The sequence below is a fragment of the Micromonospora qiuiae genome, assembly GCF_016863555.1.
GTDB classification, from domain to species: domain Bacteria; phylum Actinomycetota; class Actinomycetes; order Mycobacteriales; family Micromonosporaceae; genus Micromonospora; species Micromonospora qiuiae.
In genome coordinates this window covers 12,480-36,490 of the sequence record NZ_BOPC01000058.1, presented here as the reverse complement: position 1 = coordinate 36,490, position 24,011 = coordinate 12,480, and the positions used below count along the sequence as shown (strand labels likewise).

Annotated in this window: 18 protein-coding genes; 7 read left to right on the top strand and 11 right to left on the bottom strand. The window is 72.0% G+C overall.

The window, feature by feature from the left end; all coding sequences use genetic code 11:
- Window positions 1-123 precede the first annotated feature (123 nt).
- The 3 genes from hemQ to hemE are packed head-to-tail and all read right to left on the bottom strand — an operon-like array spanning window position 124 to window position 3,331.
- The gene (hemQ, locus tag Vqi01_RS20470) at window positions 124-825 is read right to left on the bottom strand and encodes a hydrogen peroxide-dependent heme synthase (protein ID WP_204036433.1); all 702 of its coding nucleotides are present in this window, start codon (window positions 823-825) and stop codon (window positions 124-126) included.
- The gene (hemG, locus tag Vqi01_RS20465; RefSeq protein WP_204036432.1) at window positions 822-2,231 is read right to left on the bottom strand and encodes a protoporphyrinogen oxidase; all 1,410 of its coding nucleotides are present in this window, start codon (window positions 2,229-2,231) and stop codon (window positions 822-824) included. Before hemG ends, hemQ begins: the two co-directional genes overlap by 4 nt.
- A gap of 5 nt (window positions 2,232-2,236) precedes the next feature.
- Window positions 2,237-3,331, bottom strand: a complete 1,095-nt coding sequence (hemE, locus tag Vqi01_RS20460) for a uroporphyrinogen decarboxylase (protein WP_204036431.1) — start codon at window positions 3,329-3,331, stop codon at window positions 2,237-2,239.
- A gap of 135 nt (window positions 3,332-3,466) precedes the next feature.
- Here hemE and Vqi01_RS20455 point away from each other — a divergent pair, with 135 nt between their 5' ends.
- The 4 genes from Vqi01_RS20455 (at window position 3,467) to Vqi01_RS20440 (ending at window position 9,021) form a co-directional block, all read left to right on the top strand.
- Window positions 3,467-4,039 carry a DUF3000 domain-containing protein gene (locus Vqi01_RS20455; RefSeq protein ID WP_204036430.1) on the top strand — a complete coding sequence of 191 codons (573 nt, stop codon included), beginning with the start codon at window positions 3,467-3,469 and terminating at the stop codon, window positions 4,037-4,039.
- 63 nt (window positions 4,040-4,102) lie between these two features.
- Window positions 4,103-5,428 (top strand): ribonuclease D, encoded by a 1,326-nt coding sequence (locus Vqi01_RS20450; RefSeq protein WP_204036429.1) that lies wholly within the window; start codon window positions 4,103-4,105, stop codon window positions 5,426-5,428.
- A gap of 252 nt (window positions 5,429-5,680) precedes the next feature.
- Window positions 5,681-6,901, top strand: a complete 1,221-nt coding sequence (locus Vqi01_RS20445; protein ID WP_204036428.1) for a thiolase family protein — start codon at window positions 5,681-5,683, stop codon at window positions 6,899-6,901.
- A 50-nt stretch (window positions 6,902-6,951) separates the two neighbouring features.
- Window positions 6,952-9,021, top strand: coding sequence for a 3-hydroxyacyl-CoA dehydrogenase NAD-binding domain-containing protein (locus Vqi01_RS20440; RefSeq protein ID WP_204036427.1), 2,070 nt, complete (start codon window positions 6,952-6,954; stop codon window positions 9,019-9,021).
- Between the two features lie 66 nt (window positions 9,022-9,087).
- On the opposite strand, the gene Vqi01_RS20435 is transcribed toward Vqi01_RS20440, so the two are convergent.
- Entirely contained in the window at window positions 9,088-9,471 is a 384-nt protein-coding gene (locus Vqi01_RS20435) for a VOC family protein (RefSeq protein WP_204036426.1), read from the bottom strand.
- 263 nt (window positions 9,472-9,734) lie between these two features.
- On the opposite strand from Vqi01_RS20435, the gene Vqi01_RS20430 reads away from it, so the two are divergent.
- Window positions 9,735-10,583 (top strand): hypothetical protein, encoded by an 849-nt coding sequence (locus tag Vqi01_RS20430; protein WP_204036425.1) that lies wholly within the window; start codon window positions 9,735-9,737, stop codon window positions 10,581-10,583.
- 104 nt (window positions 10,584-10,687) lie between these two features.
- On the opposite strand, the gene Vqi01_RS20425 is transcribed toward Vqi01_RS20430, so the two are convergent.
- From Vqi01_RS20425 to Vqi01_RS20410, 4 genes are all read right to left on the bottom strand, one after another.
- Complete coding sequence (locus Vqi01_RS20425) at window positions 10,688-11,482, bottom strand: endonuclease/exonuclease/phosphatase family protein (protein WP_204036424.1); 795 nt, start codon at window positions 11,480-11,482, stop codon at window positions 10,688-10,690.
- A 21-nt stretch (window positions 11,483-11,503) separates the two neighbouring features.
- Entirely contained in the window at window positions 11,504-12,682 is a 1,179-nt protein-coding gene (locus Vqi01_RS20420) for a sensor histidine kinase (protein ID WP_204036449.1), read from the bottom strand.
- A 23-nt stretch (window positions 12,683-12,705) separates the two neighbouring features.
- Window positions 12,706-13,374 (bottom strand): response regulator transcription factor, encoded by a 669-nt coding sequence (locus tag Vqi01_RS20415; protein WP_204036423.1) that lies wholly within the window; start codon window positions 13,372-13,374, stop codon window positions 12,706-12,708.
- A gap of 188 nt (window positions 13,375-13,562) precedes the next feature.
- Entirely contained in the window at window positions 13,563-14,873 is a 1,311-nt protein-coding gene (locus Vqi01_RS20410) for an outer membrane protein assembly factor BamB family protein (protein WP_204036422.1), read from the bottom strand.
- A gap of 79 nt (window positions 14,874-14,952) precedes the next feature.
- Between Vqi01_RS20410 and Vqi01_RS20405 the strand changes: the two genes are divergently transcribed.
- Window positions 14,953-16,800 carry a hypothetical protein gene (locus Vqi01_RS20405; protein WP_204036421.1) on the top strand — a complete coding sequence of 616 codons (1,848 nt, stop codon included), beginning with the start codon at window positions 14,953-14,955 and terminating at the stop codon, window positions 16,798-16,800.
- Window positions 16,801-17,068: 268 nt separating this feature from the next.
- Here Vqi01_RS20405 and Vqi01_RS20400 read toward each other — a convergent pair whose 3' ends face one another.
- Window positions 17,069-18,865 (bottom strand): DUF6311 domain-containing protein, encoded by a 1,797-nt coding sequence (locus Vqi01_RS20400; RefSeq protein WP_372444384.1) that lies wholly within the window; start codon window positions 18,863-18,865, stop codon window positions 17,069-17,071.
- 485 nt (window positions 18,866-19,350) lie between these two features.
- On the opposite strand from Vqi01_RS20400, the gene Vqi01_RS20395 reads away from it, so the two are divergent.
- Entirely contained in the window at window positions 19,351-20,526 is a 1,176-nt protein-coding gene (locus tag Vqi01_RS20395) for a hypothetical protein (protein WP_204036420.1), read from the top strand.
- Window positions 20,527-20,688: 162 nt separating this feature from the next.
- Here Vqi01_RS20395 and dxs read toward each other — a convergent pair whose 3' ends face one another.
- The gene (gene dxs / locus Vqi01_RS20390; protein ID WP_204036419.1) at window positions 20,689-22,632 is read right to left on the bottom strand and encodes a 1-deoxy-D-xylulose-5-phosphate synthase; all 1,944 of its coding nucleotides are present in this window, start codon (window positions 22,630-22,632) and stop codon (window positions 20,689-20,691) included.
- Between the two features lie 110 nt (window positions 22,633-22,742).
- The gene (locus tag Vqi01_RS20385; RefSeq protein WP_204036447.1) at window positions 22,743-24,005 is read right to left on the bottom strand and encodes a class I SAM-dependent RNA methyltransferase; all 1,263 of its coding nucleotides are present in this window, start codon (window positions 24,003-24,005) and stop codon (window positions 22,743-22,745) included.
- Between the last annotated feature and the right edge of the window lie 6 nt (window positions 24,006-24,011).

The following is a 24,011-nucleotide window of genomic DNA, read 5'->3' as shown; positions in this document are numbered from 1 at the left end:
GCCCGACCAGCGTGAGCCGCCGACCGGACAGCGCGAGCCGACTAGCCAGCGTGAGCCGCCGACCAGCCGGCGTGTTAAAAAGGGGCCCTTCCTCTACCGGAGGCGTTAATAGGGGGCCCTTCCTTACGTCAGGTTGGAGATGATGTCGGCGATGGGGCGGCGACGGCCGGTGTAGAAGGGGACCTCCTCGCGCACGTGCAGCCGGGCCCGCGAGCCGCGCAGGTCACGCATCAGGTCCACGATCCGGTGCAGCTCGTCGGCCTCGAAGGCGAGCATCCACTCGTAGTCGCCGAGCGCGAACGAGGCGACCGTGTTGGCGCGTACGTCCGGGTAGCCCCGAGCCATCTTGCCGTGCTCGGCGAGCATCTCCCGCCGCTCGGCGTCGGGCAGCACGTACCAGTCGTACGAGCGGACGAACGGGTAGACACAGAGGTACGCGCGGGCCTCCTCGCCGGCCAGGAACGCCGGGATGTGGCTCTTGTTGAACTCGGCCGGCCGGTGCAGCGCCATCTGCGACCACACCGGGGTCAACGCCCGACCCAGGGCGGTGCGGCGGAACCGCAGGTAGGCGTCCTGGAGGTCGTCGCTGGACGGAGAGTGCCACCAGATCATCAGGTCCGCGTCGGCGCGCAGGCCGGCCACGTCGTACGTGCCCCGGACCACGACGTCCTTGCCGGCCAGTTCCTCGATCAGCGACTCGACCTCGCCGGTGACGTTGTCCCGCAGCGACGGCAGCGGCGAGTTGGCCCGGAACACCGACCACATGGTGTAGCGGATGCTGGTGTTGAGCTCCCGCAGCCGGGCCGCGTTGCTCGTCTCGGTCATCTGCCCGATCCTTCCAGTGCTGTGATGATCTCCTCGGCCGCCGTCTCGCCGGAGCGGACGCAGACCGGGATGCCGACCCCGTCGTAGCCGGCGCCCGCCACGGTCAGCGTCGGATGCGCCGCCCGCAGCACCGTCCGCGCGGCGGCCACCCGGTCGAGGTGGCCCGGGGAGTACTGCGGCAACGCGCCGCCCCACCGCTGCACGTGCCCGTCGACCGGGGCGGGCAGCGGCCCGCCGAGCACCGCGGACAGTTCCCGATGCACGGTGGCGGCGAGGTCGGTGTCGGGGCGCTGGAGCTGGGTTTCGTCGCCGTACCGGCCGACCGAGGCGCGCACCAGGGCCACCCCGTCCGGCCGGCGCAGATGCCCCCACTTCGTGGTGAAGAAGGTGGACGCCTTGATCAGCAGCCCCTCGGTGGCGGGCACCAGGAAACCGGAGAGTTCCGGCAACGCCGGCTCGGGCAGCGCCAGGGTGACCAGCGCGACGCTGGCGTAATCCAGTGCGCTGATGCCCGCCGCGGCCTCGGGGGCCACGCCAGCGAGCAGCCGGGCCGCCGGTCGGGCCGGCACGGCCAGCACCACCGCGTCGACGTCGACGTGCTCGGCATCGCGGGTCGGGCCGACGGTCAACCGCCAGCCGGCGCCGGCCGGGGTGAGTTCGCGGACCGCCGCGTTCCGGCGGATGGTCGCCCCACTGGCGGTCGCGGCCGCGTCGACCAGGGTGCTCAGCCCGCCGGCCAGGGTGCCGAAGACCGGCTCGCCGGGGGCGCGTGGCGTGGCAGCCTGCGCCGCGCGCACCGCGCCGAGCAGCGTGTGTTCCACCCGGGCGGCCCGGGCCAGGGCCGGCATGGTGGTGGCCAGGGAGAGGTCGTCGGCGCGGCCGGCGTACACCCCGCCGAGCATCGGGTCGACCAGCCGGTCGACCACCTCGTCGCCGAACCGGGAGCGGACCAGCGCGCCGACGGAGACGTCGTCGGTGGGGCCGAGCAGCGGCTGGCCCTCGTCGCGGTCGGCCGTCGCGTCCGGCCGGGCCACCGTCGCCACCTTCTCCAGATCCCCGGGTACGCCCACCAGCGTGCCGCCGGGGATCGGGCGCAGCCCGCCGTCGACCGCGAGGGCCGCCTGCCCGACGGTGGGGTGCACGATCCGCCCGGCCAGCCCGAGCCGGCGGACCAGGGCCACCGCGGCGGACTCCCCGCCGGCCGGGTCACGCATCAGGAACAGCTCGGCGCCGAACTCCACCGGAGCGCCGGCCAGCTCACCGGTGCGCAGCTTGCCGCCGAGTTGGCCGGACTGCTCGTACACGGTGATCTCGGTGCCGGCGGGGGCGCGGTCGCGCAGCCGGACCGCGGCGGCCAGCCCGGCGATGCCGCCACCGATCACCGCCACCCGCCACCGCGTCGTCATGGCGGTCAGTCCTGGTCGGCGGGCCGGGCAGAGAGTTCGTGCACCAGGGCGACCACCCGGGTCAGCACCTCCGGGTCGGTCTCCGGCAGCACGCCGTGGCCGAGGTTGAACACGTGCGCGGGCGCGGCCCGCCCCTGGTCGAGGATCCGCCGCACCTCGGCCTCCACCACCGGCCACGGGGCCAGCAGTACGCACGGGTCGAGGTTGCCCTGCACGGCGTGCTCCGGCCCGATCCGGCGGGTCGCGACGTCCAGCGGCGTACGCCAGTCCACGCCGATCACCTCGGCCCCGGCCTCGCCCATCGCGCCGAGCAGTTCGGCGGTGCCCACCCCGAAGTGGATCCGGGGCACACCCGCGTCGGCGAGCCCGGCCAGCACGGCCGTCGAGTGGGGCAGCACGAACCGGCGGTAGTCGGCCTCGGAGAGCGCGCCGGCCCAGGAGTCGAAGAGCTGCACCGCGGAGACCCCGGCCTCGATCTGCACCCGCAGGAACGCCAGGGCCACCTCGGCCAGCCGACCGGCCAGGGCGTGCCACAGTTCGGGCTCGCCGTACATCAGCGCCTTGGTCTTCGCGTGGGTCCGCGACGGGCCGCCCTCGATCAGGTAGCTGGCCAGCGTGAAGGGGGCTCCGGCGAAGCCGATCAGCGGGGTGTCGCCCAGCTCCCTGACCAGCATCCGGACCGCCTCGTCCACGTAGGCGACGTCGTCGCGGTCGATCGGCCGGATCCGCTGCACGTCGGCGGCGGTACGCACCGGCTCGGCCACCACCGGCCCGGTCCCGGGAACGATGTCCAGGTCGACTCCGGCGGCCGCGACCGGCACCACGATGTCGCTGAACAGGATGGCGGCGTCCACCCCGTGCCGGCGGACCGGCTGAAGGGTGATCTCGGTGACGAGGTCCGGCCGGCGGCAGGACTCCAGCATCGCCACGTTGGCCCGGATCTCGCGGTACTCCGGCAGGGACCGGCCGGCCTGCCGCATGAACCAGACCGGGGTGTGCGGGACGGGCCGACGTCGACACGCCCGTACGAAGGGCGAGTCGGCGGGCCCGCCGGTGCGGGGAGCGTCGTCTCGGGCGGTGCCCGTGTTGTCGGTGGTCATCGCGGCCATCGTGCCACGCGCCCCACCCCGCCCTCACGCCCACCGCCCTCTTTGTGACGTGACCACGATCATCGGCGAGTGGATCGTCGGCGTGCCGTCCGGGTCGGAGCGCGGACGGCGGCATAGGCTGCGGGCATGGCCGCCCCGATCGCGCTTCCGGACACCTTCGCCCGCGCGGTCGCCGGTCTGCGGTCGGCAGCGCCCCGGCCGGAGATCCTCCTGGAGGAGGTGGCCGCACCTCAACGGCTGGCGCCGTACGCTTTCGCGCTCTCCGCGTCGGTGCTGCGCGACGGTGACGAGGTGGCCACCGGGCGGCTGATCCTGCTGCACGACCCGGCGGGACACGAGGCCTGGCAGGGCACCCTGCGGCTGGTCACCTACGTGACCGCCGAGTTGGAGGTCGACCTCGCCGCTGATCCGCTGCTGCCCGGGGTGGGTTGGACCTGGCTCACCGACGCCCTGGACGCCCAGGGGGCCGGGCACCGGGCCATCGGGGGGACGATCACGCAGACCATGTCGACCCGGTTCGGGGAGCTGGCCGGGCCGCCCGCGGCGAGTGACATCGAGATCCGCGCCTCGTGGACCCCGATCGGCGTCGACCTCACCCCGCACCTGCACGCCTGGTGCGCCCTGCTCGCCTCCACAGCCGGCCTGCCCCCGCCGGGCGTCACCGCCCTGCCGGAACGCCGCATCGCCATCACCGGCTGACGGCCGACACGCGACGGGGGCGGGTGCGCGCCGCACGATCCGCTCGCGCACTAGGGTTGTCAGGTGACCGACGAACCACCCCTGCACCGTCGGGCCGCCGCAAGCCGTACGGGAAACGACACGCACCACCCGCCGTCGGCGCGGCCGGAGCCGTCGGACGCGGGGACCGAACCCACCGGCGGCGAGTCCGTGCCGCTGACCGCGCCCCGTGAGGGCACGCCTGAACCGATCGTCCTGCCCGAGCAGCTCGCCGAGATGGTGGCGCGATTCGCGGCCGGCACCGGGCCGGTGGCCCTGGATGCCGAGCGCGCCTCGGGCTACCGCTACAGCCAGCGGGCGTACCTCGTACAGTTGCGCCGCGGCGGCGCTGGCACCGCGCTGATCGATCCGCTGCCCCTGCCCGACCTGAACGCCCTGGATGCCGCGATCGCCGAGGCGGAATGGGTACTGCACGCGGCGAACCAGGATCTACCCTGTCTGGCCGAGCTGGGGCTGCGCCCGCGCCGACTGTTCGACACCGAGCTGGCCGCGCGGCTCGCCGGGTTCGAACGGGTGGGCCTGGCCGCGCTCACCGAGCAACTGCTCGGGTTCAGCCTGGAGAAACACCATTCCGCGGCGGACTGGTCCAGCCGACCTCTGCCGCAGTCGTGGCTGACCTACGCGGCGTTGGACGTGGAGCTGCTGGTCGATCTGCGTGACGCGCTCGACGCGGAACTGACCCGGCAGGGCAAGTCGGAGTGGGCGGCGGAGGAGTTCGCCGCGCTGGTGCGTAACGGGGCACAGCCGCCCCGGGTGCGGGCCGAGCCCTGGCGGCGCACCTCCGGCATCCACCGGGTACGCGGGCCGCGGGCGCAGGCTCGGGTCCGCTCGCTGTGGTACGCCCGCGACCAGATCGCCGCCCGCCGCGACTCGGCACCGGGTCGGGTGCTGCCCGATTCGGCCATCGTCGCGGCGGCCGAGCTGGACCCGAAGGACGAGAAGACGCTGCTCACCCTTCCCGGCTTCGGTGGCCGGTCGGTGCGCCGGCTGGCCCGCACCTGGTTGGCCGCGCTGGAGGACGCCCGGCAACTGCCGGACGACGCCTTGCCGGTGACGCCGACCGTGGAGGGCCCGCCTCCACCGCACCGGTGGGCCGAGCGGGATCCGGTCGCCGCGGGTCGGCTGGTCCGCTGCCGCGAGGTGGTGTTGCGCATCGCTGGCGAGCACCACCTGCCGCCGGAGAACCTGATCACTCCGGACACGGTCCGCCGCATCGCCTGGCAGCCCCCGGAGGAGATCACCGAAACGAGCGTCGCCGAACTCCTTCGCGCCCACCACGCCCGCGAGTGGCAGATCGCCCTCCTCCTCCCCGTCCTCCCCGACGCCCTCCTCCCCCACCCTCCCGCCTGACCCCACCCCCCCACCCCCCCACCCCCCTGATCCGCGTTGATCATGAAGTTGTTGTCACGACACGCCGAGTCGGAGTGGCAATAACTTCATGATCAACGAGGTGGGTGTGGGCTGGGCCACAGGGGGAGGTGCGGGCAGGGATTGTTACTGATGGGTAGCATCGGGGAAACGCCAGTGCTGGCGACCTTCATTCGGTCCGTACCGCCGCTTGGCGGAGCGGAGGCCGAATTATGGTCGAATAGGAGGCTCACAGTGCCCCGTGAAGTTCGGGATGTCGTCTTCGTCGACGGCGTCCGCACCCCGTTCGGCAAGGCGGGTGGCATGTACGCCAACACCCGCGCGGACGACCTGGTGATCCGCTGCATCCGCGAGTTGCTGCGCCGCAACCCGCAGCTGCCGCCGGAGCGGGTCGAAGAGGTCGCCATCGCCGCCACCACCCAGATCGGTGACCAGGGCCTGACCATCGGCCGCACCGCCGCTCTGCTGGCGGGACTGCCCAAGACCGTCCCCGGCTTCGCCATCGACCGGATGTGCGCCGGGGCGATGACCGCGGTGACCACCGTCGCCAGCGCCATCGCCGTGGGCGCGTACGACGTGGCGATCGCCGGCGGCGTCGAGCACATGGGCCGCCATCCGATGGGCGAGGGCGTCGATCCCAACCCGCGCATCATCGCCGAGAAGCTGGTCGACCCGTCCGCGCTGGTCATGGGTGCCACCGCCGAGAACCTGCACGACCGGGTCCCGCACATCACCAAGGAGCGCACCGACGCGTTCGCCCTCGCCTCGCAGCAGAAGACCGCGAAGGCGTACGCCAACGGCAAGTTCCAGGCCGACCTGGTCCCGGTGGCGGTCCGCGACCCCGAGACCGGCTGGGGCCTGGCCACGGTGGACGAGGCACCACGGGACACCTCGATGGAGAAACTCGCCACCCTCAAGACCCCGTTCCGCCCACATGGCAAGGTCACCGCGGGCAACGCGGCCGGCCTGAACGACGGCGCCACGGCCAGCCTGCTGGTCGCCGAGGAGGTCGCCCGCGAGCTGGGCCTGCCGATCGCCATGCGGCTGGTGTCGTACGGCTTCGTCGGCGTCGAGCCCGAGGTGATGGGCATCGGCCCGATCCCGTCCACCGAGAAGGCGCTGCGCATCGCCGGGCTGAGCATCGACGACATCGGCCTGTTCGAGCTGAACGAGGCGTTCGCCGTGCAGGTGCTCGCCTTCCTCGACCACTTCGGCATCGCCGACGACGACCCGCGGGTCAACCCGTGGGGCGGCGCGATCGCCATCGGTCACCCGCTCGCCTCCTCGGGCGTACGGCTGATGACCCAGCTCGCCCGGCAGTTCGCCGAGCACCCCGAGGTCCGCTACGGCCTCACCGCCATGTGCATCGGCATCGGCATGGGCGGCACGGTCATCTGGGAGAACCCACACTGGACGGAGTCCAGCCAGCCGGCTCAGGAGGGTGGCGACAAGTGAGCGCGAGGAGTGAGCTTGCGAGCCCCGCAGTCGCGAACGAAGGAGGCACGGTGAGCACGCTCGCTGCACCGAACGAGGTGATCACCAGGGCGCTGCTGCGCCAGGTGAACGTGCCGGGGCTGGACCGCCCGGCCGCCCTGATCACCCTGGACAACGGATTCGACCACACCAAGCCGAACACCTTCGGCCCGGCCGGGCTGACCAGCCTGGACGAGGCGATCACCGCCGCCCTGGCGGCGAACCCGGCATTCATCGCGGTCACCGGCAAGCCGTACATCTTCTGCGTCGGCGCGGACATCACCGCCCTGCCGCTGCTCGCGGACCGCGCGCAGGCCCTGGAGATCGGCCGGCTCGGCCACCGCGTCTTCGCCCGGCTGAAGGACAGCCAGATCCCGACCTTCGCCTTCGTCAACGGGGCGGCGATGGGCGGCGGCCTGGAGCTGGCCCTGCACTGCCACTACCGGACGCTGTCTGCCGGCGCGGCGGCGCTCGCGCTGCCCGAGGTCTCCCTCGGCCTGATCCCGGGCTGGGGCGGCACCCAGCTGCTGCCGAACCTGATCGGCATCCCGGCGGCGACCCAGGTGATCATCCAGAACCCGCTGATGCAGAACAAGATGCTCAAGCCGAAGCAGGCCGCCGAGCTGGGCATCGCCGACGTGCTGCTGGAGCCGGCCGACTTCCTGGAGCGGTCGCTGGAATGGGCCGCCGGGGTGGTCCGCGGCGAGGTCACCGTGACCCGGCCCGAGGTGGACAAGGACATGTGGGCGGGTGTGCTCTACTTCGCCCGGCAGACCCTGGACCAGCGGCTGCACGGCGCGGTTCCGGCCGCGTACAAGGCGCTGGACCTGCTGGAGACGGCGAAGGACGCCGACTTCGCCACCGGCACCGCCGCCGAGGACGAGGCCCTCGCCGATTTGGTCTTCTCCGAGGAGCTGCGCAGCGGCCTCTACGCCTTCGACCTGGTGCAGCGCCGCGCCAAGCGGCCGGCCGGCGCGCCGGACAAGGAACTGGCCCGCCCGGTCACCAAGGTCGGCATCGTCGGCGCCGGCCTGATGGCCAGCCAGCTCGCCCTGATCTTCGCCCGCCGCCTCCAGGTGCCGGTGATCATGACCGACCTGGATCAGGCCCGGGTCGACAAGGGCGTGGCGTACGTGCACGCCCAGATCGAGAAGCAGGTCAGCCGAGGCCGGATGGACAAGGGCACGGCGGCCAAGCTGTACGGCCTGGTCTCCGGCTCGGTCGACAAGTCGGTCTTCGCCGACGCCGATTTCGTCATCGAGGCGGTCTTCGAGGACCTGGACGTCAAGAAGCAGGTCTGGGCCGAGCTGGAGAAGATCGTCAAGCCGGAGGCGGTGCTCGCCACCAACACCTCCTCGCTGTCGGTCAGCGCGATGGCCGAGGGCCTGACGCACCCGGAACGGGTGGTCGGCTTCCACTTCTTCAACCCGGTCGCGGTGCTGCCGCTGCTGGAGATCGTCCGAGGCGAGCGCACCGACGACGCCACGCTGGCCACCGCGTTCGCGGTTGGCAGGCAACTGAAGAAGTCGAGCGTGCTGGTGAAGGACGCGCCCGCGTTCGTGGTGAACCGGCTGCTGACCCGGTTCCTCGGCACGGTCTTCGCCGCCGTGGACGCCGGCACCCCGCTGGAGGTCGCCGACCGGGCGTTGGACCCGCTGGGCCTGCCGATGCGTCCGCTCGCGCTGCTCCAACTGGTCGGCCCGGCCGTGGCGTACCACGTGGGCGGCACCCTGCACGCCGCCTTCCCGGACCGGTTCGCCGTCAGCGAGAACCTCAAGCGGATCGCCGAGAGCGGCCAGCCGATCGTGGTCGACGACGAGATCAACACCGAGGTGGCGAAGCTGCTGGTGGTCGGCGACCAGCCGCTCACCGAGGAGCAGGTACGCGCCAACGCGCTGGACGCGCTGGCGCAGGAGATCCGGCTGATGCTCGACGAGGGCGTCGTCGCCGAGGCGCAGGACATCGACCTGTGCATGATCCTCGGCGCCGGCTGGCCGTTCCACCTGGGCGGGGTCACGCCGTACCTGGATCGGACCGGCACCAGCGAGCGGATCACCGGCCAACGCTTCCTCCCCAGGGGAGTGGCCAGCCTGGCCGGCTGAGCCCAGTCAGGTGATCCGTCGCCGGGGGCCCGGTCGCAGACGCGACCGAGCCCCCGGCACGTCATGTCACCCCGCCGCCGCCTTCTCGGCGGCGCTGCGCAATACGCAGAACTCGTTGCCCTCCGGGTCGGCGAGCACCACCCAACCGGAGCCGTCCGGCCGGACGTGGTCGGCGACGTGCCGGGCACCGAGACCGAGCAGCCGCTGCACCTCCTCGTCGCGGGTCCGGTCGGTGGGCTCCAGGTCCAGGTGCAGGCGATTCTTTGCCGTCTTGCCCTCGGGCACCGCCAGGAAGAGCACCTCCGGCCCACCCGGGGGCAGCAGCATGGCCTCCGGGTCACCCGGAAAGTCGTCCGGCTGGCGGGGGCACTCGAACACCTGGGCCCAGAAGCCGGCCAGGGCATACGTGTCGTGACAGTCGATACCGATGTTGTGGATCCGTGCGCTCATCGTCGTCCCTCTTGGCAGTCAGAACTGGCGTGCCGGGTCCGCTGATCTGTGGGACCCGCTGGAAGGGCGCCCCGCGTGGGTGAGCGGTCAGCCGGCGAGGCGGGGCGCGGACAGCATCACAGTGAACATCGACGCACCCCCCTCCTGGATCGGGCTGACACCGGATCTTCGCACTGATGCGTGCCCGGGGGCAACACCCGGACAGCGCGACGTGCCTTGGCTGGTTAGGATCACCGCTTTCATCAAACAGCAGGAGCTATTTCATGTCCCAGCCCCAGGGCGAGCACCAGAACCCGCCGAGCGTCGGGCCGTACCCGCCAGGAGCCGGCTACCCGCCGCCGGGCGGCACCCCGCACCCCTCAGCCGCTCCCGGACCGTACCCACCGCAGTCGTCGACCGGGCCCGTGCCGCAGCAGCCGGGCGCCGCACCCAGCGGCTTCCCGCCCCTGCCCGGTGCCGTGCCGCCCGGCGGGGCCTACCCGCCGCCGGGTGCCGTACCGCCCGGCGGCGCCTACCCGCCGCCGCCGAAGAAGAAGTCCAGCGCCGGGAAGATCGTGCTGATCGTTCTCGCGGTGCTGCTGGTGCTCTGCGTCGGCGGCGGCACGGCCATCTGGTTCGCGATCAAGGACACGGTCAGCGAGACGATCGACGCGAGCCGGACCCGGGTGGTCGCGCCGGACACCCTGGCCGGCCGACCGAAGGTCACCGATCCGCAGTTGCAGAGCGCCTCCGACGAAATGGTCCGGGAGCTCAAGACCACCGTGGAGAACGAGACGGGCGCGGTCGGAGGCTTCTACGGCGACCTCAATGCGCAGGACCTCGTCCTGTTCGTCGCGGTCTCCGGCATGATGGTCGATCCGAAGAAGGAACTGGACGAGGCGATCCAGCAGATCAGTGGCGAACTGTCCGTCACCAACATGGCGGCAGTCGAGCCGGGTCCGCTCGGCGGCGACGCCAGTTGCGGTGACGGCCGGGCGGAGGGTGCGCCGATGGGCATCTGCGCCTGGGCGGACCGCGGCAGCGTCGGCCTCGTAATGATGTACTTCTCGTCCCGCGCCGAGGCCGAGGCCGAGTTCGTCACCATCCGCAGCCAGATCGAAAAGCGGGACTGAGCCGGACGATCCGCGAAGCGCACCCGACACCGACCGGCCGCGTCGGCGAACTGCCGGTGACGGCCCGACAGCCCCTCTGAGCGGGACCGGACCGCCGGTCCCGCTCAGATGTCGAGGATCAGGGCCCGGTGGTCGGAGACCTCCGGCGCGGTCATGATCTCGAAGCGCTGCACGGCGGCGACGTCGGAGACGAGCAGGTAGCTCGCGTGCCGTACCGGCTTGGGGTAGCGGGACGTCCGGGTGTCGGCCGCGCCGACCAGGTCGGTCAGCCCCACCTCGGCCAGCACGTCGAAGGTCTCACTGTCGGGCAGCAGGTTGAAGTCCCCGCAGACCACCACCAAATCCCGGGGGCCGCGGATCCGGCGCACGAGGTGCGCGAGCCGCTCGGCCTGGTCCCGCCGGGCCGGGGTGTCGGCCTTGCCGGCAGGGTCGCGCAACCCGTGCACCTGCACCACCCACACCGACCGGCCGGCGACGCGGTCCACGGTGCGCACGGCGAGCGCGACGCGCGGCCGGACCGGGATCGTCCACTCGTCATGGTCTACGAACTCGCCGTGCACAAAGGTGGAGTCGACCCCGACGACCGGCAGTTGCTCGGCGACGAAAGCCGCCAGGCCGAAGTCCTGCCGATGGCGGCCACCCGTGTCGTCGTACACGGGACCGGAGTCGCTGGCGAGGAAGATCCCCTGATGGCGCGGCAGCGCGGCGCGGACCTCGTCGAACAGGTTCGCGCGCTGCGGCAGCTTGCGTTCACCGTCGGAGAAACGGGTCCACCCGGTCAGGTCGGCGGTGCGCGTCACCTCCTGGAGGCAGAGGACGTGCGCCCCGGTGCCGGGCAGCCACTCGACGAGTTCGTCGAAGAGCATGCCACCCCAGGCGTTCACACTCGTGATCCGCATGGTCACCTTTCTGGCTCGGGCCTATCCGCCGATCGAAACCTGCTCCGTTGGCGCAGCGTCCGCCGCCGGCAGGGTCACCGTCACCTCCAGTCCGCCGCCGGGCTGCGCCACGGCGGTCACCGTACCGCCGTGCGCGTCGCACACCGCCCGGACGATGGACAGGCCGAGCCCCGACCCGCGCGCCCCGGTCCGTTCCCGGCCACCCCGCCGGAACGGCTCGAACAGCCCCGGCACATCCGCCGGATCCACCTCGAAACCGGTGTTGCCCACCACCAGCCAGGAGCGGTGCCCGTCCGATCCGGTGCGCACCCAGAGCCGGCCGTGCAGGTGGTTGTAGCGGATCGCGTTCTCGATCAGGTTGCCGGCCAGCCGGTCCAGCAGTCCGGGATCGCCGACCACCGGTGCCGGTTCCAGCGAGGTCCGCACATCCAGCTTGATCCGCTCCACCTCGCGACGAACCGCCGACAAGGCGTTGGCGGTCCCGACCGCCAGGTCACATTCGGTACGCCGGCCGAGCCGGCGCCCCTTCTGCGCCTCGCTGCGCGCCAGCACCAGCAACGCGTCGACGAGCCCGTTGGCTCGCTCGGATGCGTCCCGGACCACGGTTGCCATCCGGCGGTACTCGGCCGCATCCGCCTCGTCGTCGCTGAGCGTCACATCGATTTCGGTACGCATCACCGCCAGCGGCGTACGCAGTTCGTGCGAGGCGTTGGCGACGAACCGCTTCTGCGTTTCGAACGCGGCGGCTATCCGGTCCAGCATCGCGTCGAAGGTGTCCGCCAACTCGGCCACCTCGTCATCCGCACCCGTGTAGCAGATGCGCTGGTCCAGCGTGGTCTCGCCGAGCCGACGCGCGGTCGCGGTGACCTGGTGCAGGGGCCGCAGCGCCCGGCCGGCGACCGCGTACGCGCCGACCACGCCGACCGCCCCGATCGCCAACAGCACGGCCAGCCCCTTGGCGAGCAGTTCCCCGGAGGCCGAAGCGACCATCCGCTGCTGCCAGACGGCTACGTCCAACGACGTCCCGTCGGCCAGCAGCACCGTCGTGCCCGGCAGCAGTTCGTCGGTGGGCCGCAGCGCGTCGCGGACCAGCAGCCAGGCCAGCAGCACCAGGATCACGCCTGCGCCGACCAGCAGAACGCCGTTGAGCAGGGTCAGCCGCAGCCGCAGGGTGGGCCGCAGGCTGGGCCGGGGCCGCAGGCGTAGGCGGCGCAACACGTCAGTCACGCCGATACCTCGGCGGTCCGGTAGCCGGCCCCCACCACGGTCTCTATCAACGGTGGGTCGCCGAGCTTGCGGCGCAGGGTCATCACGGTGACCCGGACGATGGTGGTGAACGGATCGGTGTTGGCGTCCCAGACCCGCTCCAGCAGCTCCTCGCTGGACACCACGGCACCGCGCGCCTTGAGCAGCTCGCAGAGCACGCCGAACTCCTTGTTGGTCAGCTCGACCGGCGCCCCGCCCCGGGTGGCGGTGCGCCGTGCCGGGTCCACGACCAGGTCGGCCAGCTCCAGCACCGGCGGGGCCGCCGGGGTGGCCCGCCGGCCCAGCGCCTGCACCCGGGCGACCAACTCGTCGAAGGCGAACGGCTTGGGCAGATAGTCGTCGGCACCGAGCTGCAAGCCCTCCACCCGGTCGGCGACCGTACCGCTGGCGGTGAGCATCAGCACCCGGGTCAACGCGCCGGAGGTGGCCAGCTCCGCGCAGATCTGGTCGCCGTGCATCCCCGGCAGGTCACGGTCGAGCACCACCACGTCGTAACGGGTGACGAAGGCCATCTCGTGACCGCTGTCTCCGTCGTAGGCGATGTCCACCGCCATCCCGCGCTTACGCAGGCCGCGCGCGATCGCGTCGGCGAGGTTGCGCTCGTCCTCGACCACAAGTACTCGCATGTCCAGTTCCTTCCGCCCGCGACCACCGCCAACCTAGCGCCGCCGGCCAAGCCGCCCGTACCGCGCCGGCAGCGCACCTCGCGGTGGCCTGTCCGATCCCCGAGTCGGAGCCGGTGATCAGCAGTCGATGAGGCCATTCGTCCTCCCCGCCGTCGTACCACCGTCGCCCGGTACCTGTGTCCACGCGGTCAGTCGGGCAGCCGCCACACCCCGATGTCACCGTCCTGGCGCCGGCAGGCGATCAGCCCGTACCGATGCTGACAGTTGCCGGTGGCGCCGAACAGCACGTCGCTGATCCGCGGGCGCGCCTGCGCCGGGTCGAGTCGGGCCAGCAGCAGACCCACGTCCGGCCGCTGCTGTACCCCGAACAGGTGCCGGTCGTACCCGTCGTGGGAGACCAGGTGCCAGGTGCCGTAGTCGGTCGACGCCTGCCCCGTCTCCGGGTCGATGGCGACGACCTTCCCGGCATCGCCGGTACCTCTGTCGACCCCCAGGAGGCGGGCGTCGCCGGCCAGCATGACGTCGACGTCCTCGGGGCTGCTCCACCGCACGACGCCGGTCTCCGGGTCGAGCAACTGCCCACCGCCCCGGTTGCCCCGGGCGCAGAGCAGTGCGCCGCAATGAGTGACGTAGTCGGCCAGCGGCACGACGGACTGCCAACGTCGAGTGAGTCCGTCCAGGTCGTACGCGGTGACGGTCCGCGAGTTGCGGACCACCAGCAGCAGGTCACCGACGATCGACGCCTGCTGATAGCCGACCAGGTCGTCGGGGGCGGGCAAGCGGTGCCGGGCCTTCCCACTCTCCGGGTCCAGCACCTCGATGTCGCCAACCACCGTGGACACCACGATCGCGTCGACCATTCCGTCGCGCTCGTGGTAGTCCACCCAGGCCGCCGGCATCGATCTCGACCACAGCTCGCGATCGCTGGCCAGTTCGACCGCCCGCAGCACGAGCGGCTCATCCACCGGCCACGTACGCACCAGGGCACGTCCCGACCCGTCAATCGTCGCGATACCGGGCGCCCGCCAGAGTTCCTGCCCGGTGTGGGGGTCGAGAAGCAGGGTGTGGGTGTCTGCCGACCCGGTGGTGGTGAACCGATCGAGCGTGGCGACCAGCACGGCGTCGGCGGAGACCGGCTGCACCGCAACGATCTGTCTGCCGGTCGGCACCGGCACCCGCCACAGCGGGGTGAGCCGCTGCGGCCGGACGGTGGCCCGTTCCGGCCAGCGGTAGCCGGTCAGTTCCTGGCGGCCGTCGGTCACCCCGGGCAGCGGCGTGACGGCGAAGATCTGGCCCTCCGCGAGGAACACGTCGGAACCCAGGCCGGCGGGCACGGCCGCGTGCACCCGGGCGGGCGGCGGCGCGGCACCGGCCAGGGTCAGCAGCGTGGCCAGTGCCACCAGCGCGGCCGGCAGCCCCCGGTTGCCGGCCGGGCGTCGGCGGCGCGGCGGTGGCGGATCGGTCGGCTCGGCCAGCTCACCGAGGTCGATCACGGTCACGCTCGTCCCTCCCACCGCGCATTCGACGCGCACCCGACGGAATCGGATGTTCCGACACCCGCCTGTACGATGACCCGTCGTGGCTGTGCCGGTGGTAGACCCCTCGCTGAATCCCGTCTCCGACACCGTCGAAGCGGAAGCGCCGACACGACGCCCCCGGCGTTGGCCGGCGCGCAGCGACGTGCTGGCCATCGGAGCCTACGTGCTGCTCGGTGTCCTCGTCTGCCTCCACTACTGGGTGGACGTGAACAACCGCGTGTCGTCGCACCTGCCCACCGACCACAGTTGGTTCGAGTGGCTGTTCTCGCACGGCGCGTACTCGATGCTGCACCTGGAGAACCCGCTGTTCAGCACGCGGCAGAACGCCCCCGACGGGGTGAACATGATGGCCAACACCTCGCTGCTCGGGGTGACCCTGCCGCTGGCCCCGCTCACCTGGCTGCTCGGCCCCCAGGTGGTGTACGCGCTCTACCTGGGCGGGGCGCTGGCGGCCACCGCCGGGACCTCGTACTGGATGCTCTCCCGACACCTGGTCCGCTCCCGGGCCGCCGCCTTCGTCGGTGGCGCGTTCCTCGGCTTCGCCCCCGGCATCGTGCACCACGCCAACGGCCAGCCGAACTTCGTCTCCAACTTCCTGCTCCCGCTGATCGTGGTGCGGGTGTTCCGGCTGACCGAACCGGGCCGGTGGCGGCGCAACGGGCTGATGCTGGGCCTGCTGGTGGCGTACCAGATCTTCATCAACGAGGAGATGCTGCTGCTCACGGCGCTGGCCTGCCTGGTCATCGTGATCGCGTACGCGATCATGCGACCGCGTGCGGCGTGGCAGCGCGCCGGCGCGTTCGGCGCGGGACTCGGCGTAGGTGGCGGGCTGGCCCTGCTGCTGACCGCCTACCCGATCTGGTACCAGTTCAACGGCCCGCAGTCCTACCGCGGCCTTCAGGGCGGGGTGTTCCACAGCTGGGGCGAGGACCTCGCCGCCTTCGTCACCTTTCCCCGCGACACCATCGCCGGCGACGAGGCGGTGGAGGCGACCATCGGGCTGACCGAGCAGAACACCTGGTTCGGCTGGCCGCTGGCGCTGCTCACCGTGGTGGCCCTGGCGCTGCTGGTCCGCCGCTCGCTGATCGCCCGGATCCTCGCCGTGCTGGTGGTGGTCTTCTCGGTCGCCTCGCTCGGCCCGGAGATCCGGCTCAACGGGGAGCTGACCGGGATCGCCGGCCCGTGGTCGTACATCCCGGCGGATCTGCCGCTGGTCGAGATGATGATGCCGACCCGGCTGACCCTGGTGACCGCCGCCGCGCTCGGCGTCCTGCTCGCGCTGGCCTGGGACACGCTCGGCAACCGACGTTCGCCGATCCCGGCTCCGCGCGCCGGGGAGCCGGTGGCCGCCGCCGGGCACCGCCCACGCTGGCAGCGCGGGATCGGGTACGCGGCGATCTCGCTCGCCGTGCTGCCCCTCATCCCCACCCCGCTGCCGGCCGAACCGGTGGACCCGCCGCCGGCCTTCATCACCTCTGGCGCCTGGCGGCCCTACGTGCCTAAGGGCCGTACTTTGGTGCCGGTGCCCATCCCCAGCAACGTGCACGGCCTGTCCACGCTGCGCTGGAGCGCGCTCACCCAGCACGAGTTCCCGATCCCAGCCGGCTACTTCATCGGCCCCAACCAGGACGGTGACGGCGTTTTCGGTGCGCCGAACCGGCCCACCAGCACCCTCATCTACCGCACGATGGACGCTGGCGAGCTGCCTGAGCTGACCGACGAGAACCGCCGGCAGGCGGAGGAGGACCTACGCTTCTGGCGGGCCTCGGTGGTGGTGCTCGGTGCCCACCCGAAGGAAGCGGTCCTGCGTGACCTGATGACCGCCCTGCTCGGCGAGCCGCAGCGAACGGCTGACGTCTGGCTCTGGAACGTACGCGACCGCGTGTAGGCATGGGGTGTAAGGAAGGGCCCCTTTTTAACGCCTCCGGTAGAGGAAGGGCCCCCTTTTAACACCTAACAAGCGCCGCGAGTGGCGAAGCTGGTGGGGAGCGTCGGGGGTGGACGGCGGCGTGGAGATGAACGACGGCGGAACGCGCGCTCAGCGAGAGCGTTCCTCGCCGAACACGCGGCCAGCGAGACTGCAGCGAAACCGCGGGCGAACCTTACGCCCGGCTCATAGGGGGCGTACGGCTCAGCAGCCAACCCACCGGCCGGCCTCAGCTCCTCGGGTCGGTCAGCGGCCGTACGTCCCACACCCAGACGTCCAACTCCAGCCGAGCTGGACCGACCAGTTGCTCGACGGTCTGCCGCAGCGGCTCGGAGTGCGCCTGCCGGACCGGCAGCACCAGGACAGCCGCCTTCCAGTACCGCAGTTCGTCGAGGGAGCGGCGCCGCTGGCGGTCGTCCAGTTCCGGCGTCCGGCCGGTCGACGCGACCTCCTCCAGCAGCTTCCCGATGCCGCTCGGTCGGCCACCGAAGCGGCCCGGGTCACCGGTGTTGCCGTTACGCGGAGCGAGGAAGTAGCCGCCGGGCATCTTGAAGTCGAGGTTGGTGGCGGCGGCCCAGCGCATGCCGTGGGTGTTGCCCATGCTCGGCACCGGAATCGGCACCAGCGTCTGATCCGGCCCGACGTAGGCACGCCAGCGGTCCGAGGTGATGAACTCAGGCACCGGCGGCCGGGAGGTCATCGGCAGCGGCATGGGCGCGATCGGCAGCAGGGCGAGCACCAGGCCGGCGGCGGTCAGCGTACGCACGACGCGCCGGTCCAGGTCCAACGTTTGGCTGCGTTCGATGGCCAGCGCCAGCAGGATCGCCACCACCACGCTGGTGATCATGCCGAACCGGGTCGGCACCACCGCGTCGAGCAGCGGCAACCGGACCAGCCACTCCCAGGGGCCGACCATCAACTCCCGGTCCCACCAGGTGATGCGCTCGCCGAGGGAGAGAACGGTGTAGAAGGCTGCGGTCACCGCGAGTGCCCGGACCAGCATCTCCCGGCGGAGCCAGAGCACGATCCCGACCGCGATCAGCGCCAGGCTCCAGCCGAAGAAGGCATTCTCCTCAGAGTAGTTCGGGGCGAGGTCGACGTTCGCCCGCTGGTTGCCGCCGATGGTCGGCGAGCCCGGGGCGAGGTACGCGGCGATGTCGTTGCCGTAGTCGCGTACGGCGTCGCTGAGTCCGTGGTAGGCCATCGGCCCGGCGAACTGGATGTACAGCGGGTACGCCAACAGCGAACCGGCGATCACCGCGCAGGTGGCCAGCGCCTTGGCCAGCGGACGCCAGGCCGCCGACCAGAGTCCGGGACGCTGGACGACCACCGCGATCAGGAAGATGCCGCAGCCCATCGCGGTGAAGAGCAGGATCTCCTCGTTGATGAACGCCTGCGCGGTGACCAGCAGGGCCAGCAGCGCACCGTCCCGGTACGGCCGGGTGGACCGGGTGATCACCATCACCCGCCAGACGATGAACGGCAGCAGGAACTGGCTGATGATGTTCGGATGCCAGCTGGCGTGCGACAGCATCGCCGGCGAGAACCCGCAGAGCCAGCCGCCCACCACGGCGGCGAGCCGGTTGCTCACCACGTGTCGGGACAACACGTAATACCAGGCCGACGCCGTGCCGGCGAGGCCGAGCGTCACCAGCACCACGAAGGTGACGGCAGGGCCGAACAGCAGGGTCACCGGCACCATCGGGATGCCCAGCGCCAGGATGGCCGTATTGGCCATCAGGTTGACCCCGTCCGGGTAGTTGAACTGCTCGGTGAAGAACGGGAACTCGCCGTACAGCACCACCCGCACCGAGTGGGCGAGGAAGAACTGCACCTGGGCCGGGTCGCTGCTGTACAGCGAGGCCACCCGGCCGGCCGGGTCCACCCAGATCTGGCTGGTCACCCAGACCGCGACGAGCAGGAACCCGCCGAAGACGGCCAGGTCCACCCGGCGGCGCGTCCACCGGAAGCTGCGCCATCGTGCCGCCAGCCCGCTCACCCCGCTGGCCGCCGCCCTCTGGCCCAGGTCGACGGTCGGCCCGGATGCCGCTGCGGTCGCGGAGCCGCCGCCCGCAAAAGCGCCGCCCGCAGGAGCATCCGCAGCGGGAGCACCAACCGCAGGAGCACCAACCGCAGGAGCGTCCGTGACGGGAGCAGCCACGGTGGGAGCACCCGTGACGGCAGCGCCGGCGGTGGGAGCGGAATGGAGCGTACGCTCGGAGTGCCGCACGCTTTCACTGACGGTGACCGGTTCGGACGGCGAGCCCACGACGACGTCGGATTCCGGCGGTGCTGCGGCGCGGGTCTCAGCAGGCATCACAGTCGGCGGAGTCTACCCGAGTAGGGATAATGCTCCCAATCAACCCGGCGTCCGCTGTGGTCGGCGTGCGACGGGCGCAACGCAGCGTGAGGCGACGCGAAGGACCGCCGAAACGTCTCGTACTATTGCCCTCCGATACAAGACGATCGAGGCGATCGGGGGCATGACAGGTGGCTTTCCGCTGGCGCGGCGTGACGGCCACCGGCCTGTCGGTTCTGCTGGCTGCCGCCACCGCGTGCGGGCCCGTCGCCGAGCGCCAGCCGCAGGACCTGCGGATCGGGTACGACAGCATGGACGGTTCGTTGACCGTCTGGCCCCCGCGGGGTTCGCTGATCGAGGACGCGACGGTGACGGCCGCGGTGACCGAGGCGGTACGCGACTGGCGCTCACCTGTGGACGACCGGGTCCACATGCCCTCGTCCGGGATCCTCTTCTCCGGTGAGGTCGACGGCGTCCCCCTGGCCCTCGTCGCCGCCTCGGTGCCCGGTCAGGCCGCCTCCTGGCTGCTTCAGCTCACCGCCGACGGCGATCGGTACACGGTCAGCCACGCCACCGAATACACCGATCCGGGCTATCTGGTCTACTCCGACGTACTGCCGGTGCAGACCGCCAACGGGCGGCGCTACCTCACCTCCGAGCGGGTCCGGCGGCTACTCGGCCCGGACGGCCGTACGCTGTCGGGCACCGACGGCCTCACCGATCCGGTCGACGTGCCGGCGTGCCGGGCGGTGACGGTGACGGCCGCGCTGCGGTCCACCGAGTCGCTGCCCCGGGGCCGGGCCGCCGACCGGCTGATCGACCTCGGCACCGGCACCACGGACCCCCGATACCCGCTGGTTCGCGACGAGAGCGGCTCTGGCAAGCGGGCGCTGGCGGGTCTGGACACCTGCCAGCTGGCTGGTGAGGACGGCCCGTTCGGCAGCGTCTCGCGGCGCGTCGCGGATCGGAACGCCCCGCAGTTGGTGCCGGCGTCCTGGCCGAAGGCGAAACTGGCCATCCGTACCCTCGGCGAGGTGACGCTCGACGGTGGCGAGCCGGCCGAACTGGAGCAGCTGACCTGGGAGACCGCCGACGGCACGATGAGCGCCGTCGTCTACCGGCCAGCTGACGACGGCCCGGTGGTGTTCTCCCCCGCCGACCGGACGAACGCGTTGCAGGTCTACGAACTCCCGGTGCCGAACCAGCCGCTGGTTGTGCTGAGCTGGCGCTCCACCAAGGACACCACCCTGTCGGTGCCGCCGAACACGACCCGCCTGGTCGACCGCCCCGGCCTGGTCGTGGTCCCCCTACCCCACCGCAACGAAACCTTCAGCCTCGCCACCGACGACAAAACCCACTACCGCTCCGCCGGCTCCCCCCGCGACTAACCCCCTTCTCTCCCCCTCTCCCGCGCCCCCACCCCCGCTGCGCGATCTTGCATTTTTCGTCGCCACATAAGGGGCATCTGCCGCGTAAGGGCGACCGAAAGTGCAAGATCGGCGCGGGAAGAAGAGAGGGGGCGCGGGAAGGGAGGAGAGAGTGGGGGTGGGTTAGTTGGGGCTGGGGGTGTTGAGGGGGAGGGGATCGACGGGGTGGGTGTCGAGGCGGGAGATCCAGCCGGTGACGTCGCGGGCCACGTCCTGGGCGGTGAGGCCCAGGTCGGCCAGGATCTGAGCGCGGGAGCCGTGCGGGTGCCAGTCGACCGGTACGCCCAGGTCGCGTAGCGGGACCCGGACACCGGCGTCCCGCATGGCCTGGGCCAATGCGTCGCCGACGCCGCCGGCCCGGACGCCGTCCTCGACGGTGACCACGATGCGGTGCGCGGCGGCCATCTCGACCAGTTCGGCCGGGATCGGGCGGACCCAGCGCGGGTCGACCACGGTGACCCCGTAGCCCTGCTCGGCGACCCGGGCGGCGACCTCCATGCCCAGGTGGCCGAAGGAGCCGACCGCGACCAGCAGCACGTCGGTACGCGCCGACTCGGCCAGCACGTCCACCGGACCGACCCGGCGCACGGCGGGCAGGTCGGCGGCGACCGCACCGGTCGGGAAGCGGACCACGGTGGGGCCGTCGTCGACGGCGACCGCCTCACGTAGCTCCTCGCGGAGTGTGGCGGCGTCGCGCGGCGCGGCGATCCGCAGACCGGGCACCACCCCGAAGACCGACATGTCCCAGATGCCGTAGTGGCTCGGCCCGTCGGGGCCGGTGATGCCGGCGCGGTCGAGCACGAAGGTGACCGGCAGCTTGTGCATCGCCACGTCCAGCAGGACCTGGTCGAAGGCCCGGTTGAGGAAGGTCGCGTAGACCGCCACCACCGGGTGCAGCCCACCGAGCGCCAGACCGGCCGCCGAGGTGGCCGCATGCTGTTCGGCGATGCCCACGTCGTAGGTGCGCTCCGGGTACCTGCGGGCCATCTTCGCGATGCCGGTCGGCTCGGCCATCGCGGCGGTGATGCCCACCACGTCGGGCCGCTCGTCGGCGATCGCGACCAGCTCGTCGGCGAAGACGTGCGTCCACTTCACCGCCGGCGCGGCAGTGGCCTTGCCGTCGCTGATGTCGAAGGCACCGGGGCTGTGGAAGCAGTCCGCCTCGTCCTCCTCGGCCGGGCGGTAGCCGTATCCCTTGCGGGTGACCGCGTGCACGATCACCGGACCGCCGAAGTGCTTCGCCGCCCGCAGCGCCGCCTCGACCGCGGCGACGTCGTGCCCGTCGACCGGGCCGACGTACTTGATGCCGAGGTCCTCGAACATGGCCTGCGGCGCGACCGCGTCCTTGATGCCTTTCTTGACCGCGTGCAGCACCTCGTACATCGGCTTGCCGACCAGCGGGGTCGAACCGAGCGCGTCCTTGACGGTGTCGAGGACCTTCTCGTAGCCCGGGTTCAGCCGCAGCGTCGAGAGGTGGTCGGCGAGCCCGCCGATGGTCGGCGAGTACGACCGACCGTTGTCGTTGACGACGATGACGAGCGGGTTGCCTGCGGTCGCGATGTTGTTCAGCGCCTCCCAGCACATCCCGCCGGTCAGCGCCCCGTCGCCGACCACGGCCACCACGCTGCGCGACTCCCCGCGCAGGGCGTACGCCTTGGCCAGCCCGTCGGCGTAAGACAGGGCGGTCGAAGCGTGCGAGTTCTCGATGATGTCGTGCTCGCTCTCGGCCTGGCTGGGGTAGCCGGAGAGCCCGCCGCGCTGGCGCAGCTGGTCGAAACCGGCCTGCCGACCGGTGATGATTTTGTGAACGTACGCCTGGTGACCGGTGTCGAACAGCAGCCGGTCACGGGGAGAGTCGAAGACCCGGTGCAGGGCCAGGGTGAGTTCCACCACGCCCAGGTTGGGGCCGATGTGCCCGCCGGTGCGTGACACCTTGGCGATCAGGAAATCACGGATCTCGGCGGCGAGGATGTCCAGTTCGGTGCCCGACATCCGCTTGACATCCTGGGGACCGTGCACCGCGGCCAGCAGCCGGCCCTGGTTGGCCGTGTCCTCATCAACACTCATGACCGCAGAGTCTATCGGCCCTTCCCTGCAATGCAGCCGGCGCAAGGAAGGGCCCCTTCTTAACGCCTGCGGTAGAGGAAGGGCCCCCTTTTAACGCGCAGCACGCGCTTTTAACGCGCAGCACGCGCGCCGGGCTCGGGCTCGCCGGGCTCGCCACCGGGCAACAGCAGCCCGACCAGTTCCACGTGCTGAGTCATCGGGAACAGGTCATACCCCCGCAGCGCCGCCAGCCGCCAGCCGAGATCACCGAAGACCCGCAGGTCGCGGGCGAACGCGGCCGGGTCGCAGGCCACGTACGCCACGGCCCGGGGCGCGGCCGCGACCACGCCGCGCACCACCCGCGCGCCGGCCCCCGATCGCGGTGGGTCGAGCACCACGACGTCCACCGGGCCGGTGAGCCTGCGGCGGGCCAGGGCCGTCTCCACCCGCGACGCCACCACCTCGACCTGGGGCAGATCGCCCAGATTGTCCCGGGCCGCCGCGACCCCGTCACCGGCCGCCTCGACGAGGGTCACCCGCCCGCCGGGACCGACCCGGTCGGCCAGCGCCGCCGCGAACAGCCCGGCGCCGCCGTAGAGGTCCCACACCGTCTCCCCCGCTCGCGGCCCGGTCAACTTCAGCACCGCGTCGACGAGGGTGTCCGCGGCGGCCGGGTGCACCTGCCAGAACGACGAGACGGGCAGTCGCCACTGCCGGCCCGCGGCCCGCTCCCGGACCCGCTCCGGTCCCCGCACCAGATCGGTACGCCCCGCCGCGACGGCGGTCACCGCCACGTCGCCGCCGCTGGAGGCAACGGTCTCCACCGCTTCGGCGTCCGGCCAGCTGGCCCCGGCCGAGGTGAGCACCGGCAGCTCCTGGATGGCCGGGTGGGCGATCAGGCACCGGTCGATCGGCACCACCTCGTGCGAGCGATGCTTGAGCAACCCGGCCCGGCCCGCCGCGTCCACCGCGTACCGGACCCGAGAGCGCCAGCCGAGCTGGCCGCCCGGCAACGCCTCGACCCGTACGCCCAGCGCGTCGCACGCGGTCTCGTCGAGGCCGCCGAGACGGATGAGCTGCTCCCGCACGACGGCCGCCTTCCAGCGCAGCTGGGCCTCCGGGGCGACGTGTTGCAGGTCGCAGCCACCGCAGCGGCCCGGCCGGGCGTACGGGCAGGGCGGGGCGACCCGCTCGGGCGCGGCCTCCAGTACGGCCACCGCGTCGGCCCGGACGAAGCCCCGGTGCACCTCGGTGACCTCGGCCAGCACCCGCTCCCCGGGCAGCGCGTGCCGGACGAAGACCACCTGGCCGTCAACGCGGGCCACGCAGTGCCCACCGGGGGCGACCGCCGCCACGGTCAGCTCGACCCGCTCGGCCTCCTCCAGGCCCACCATCCCGCC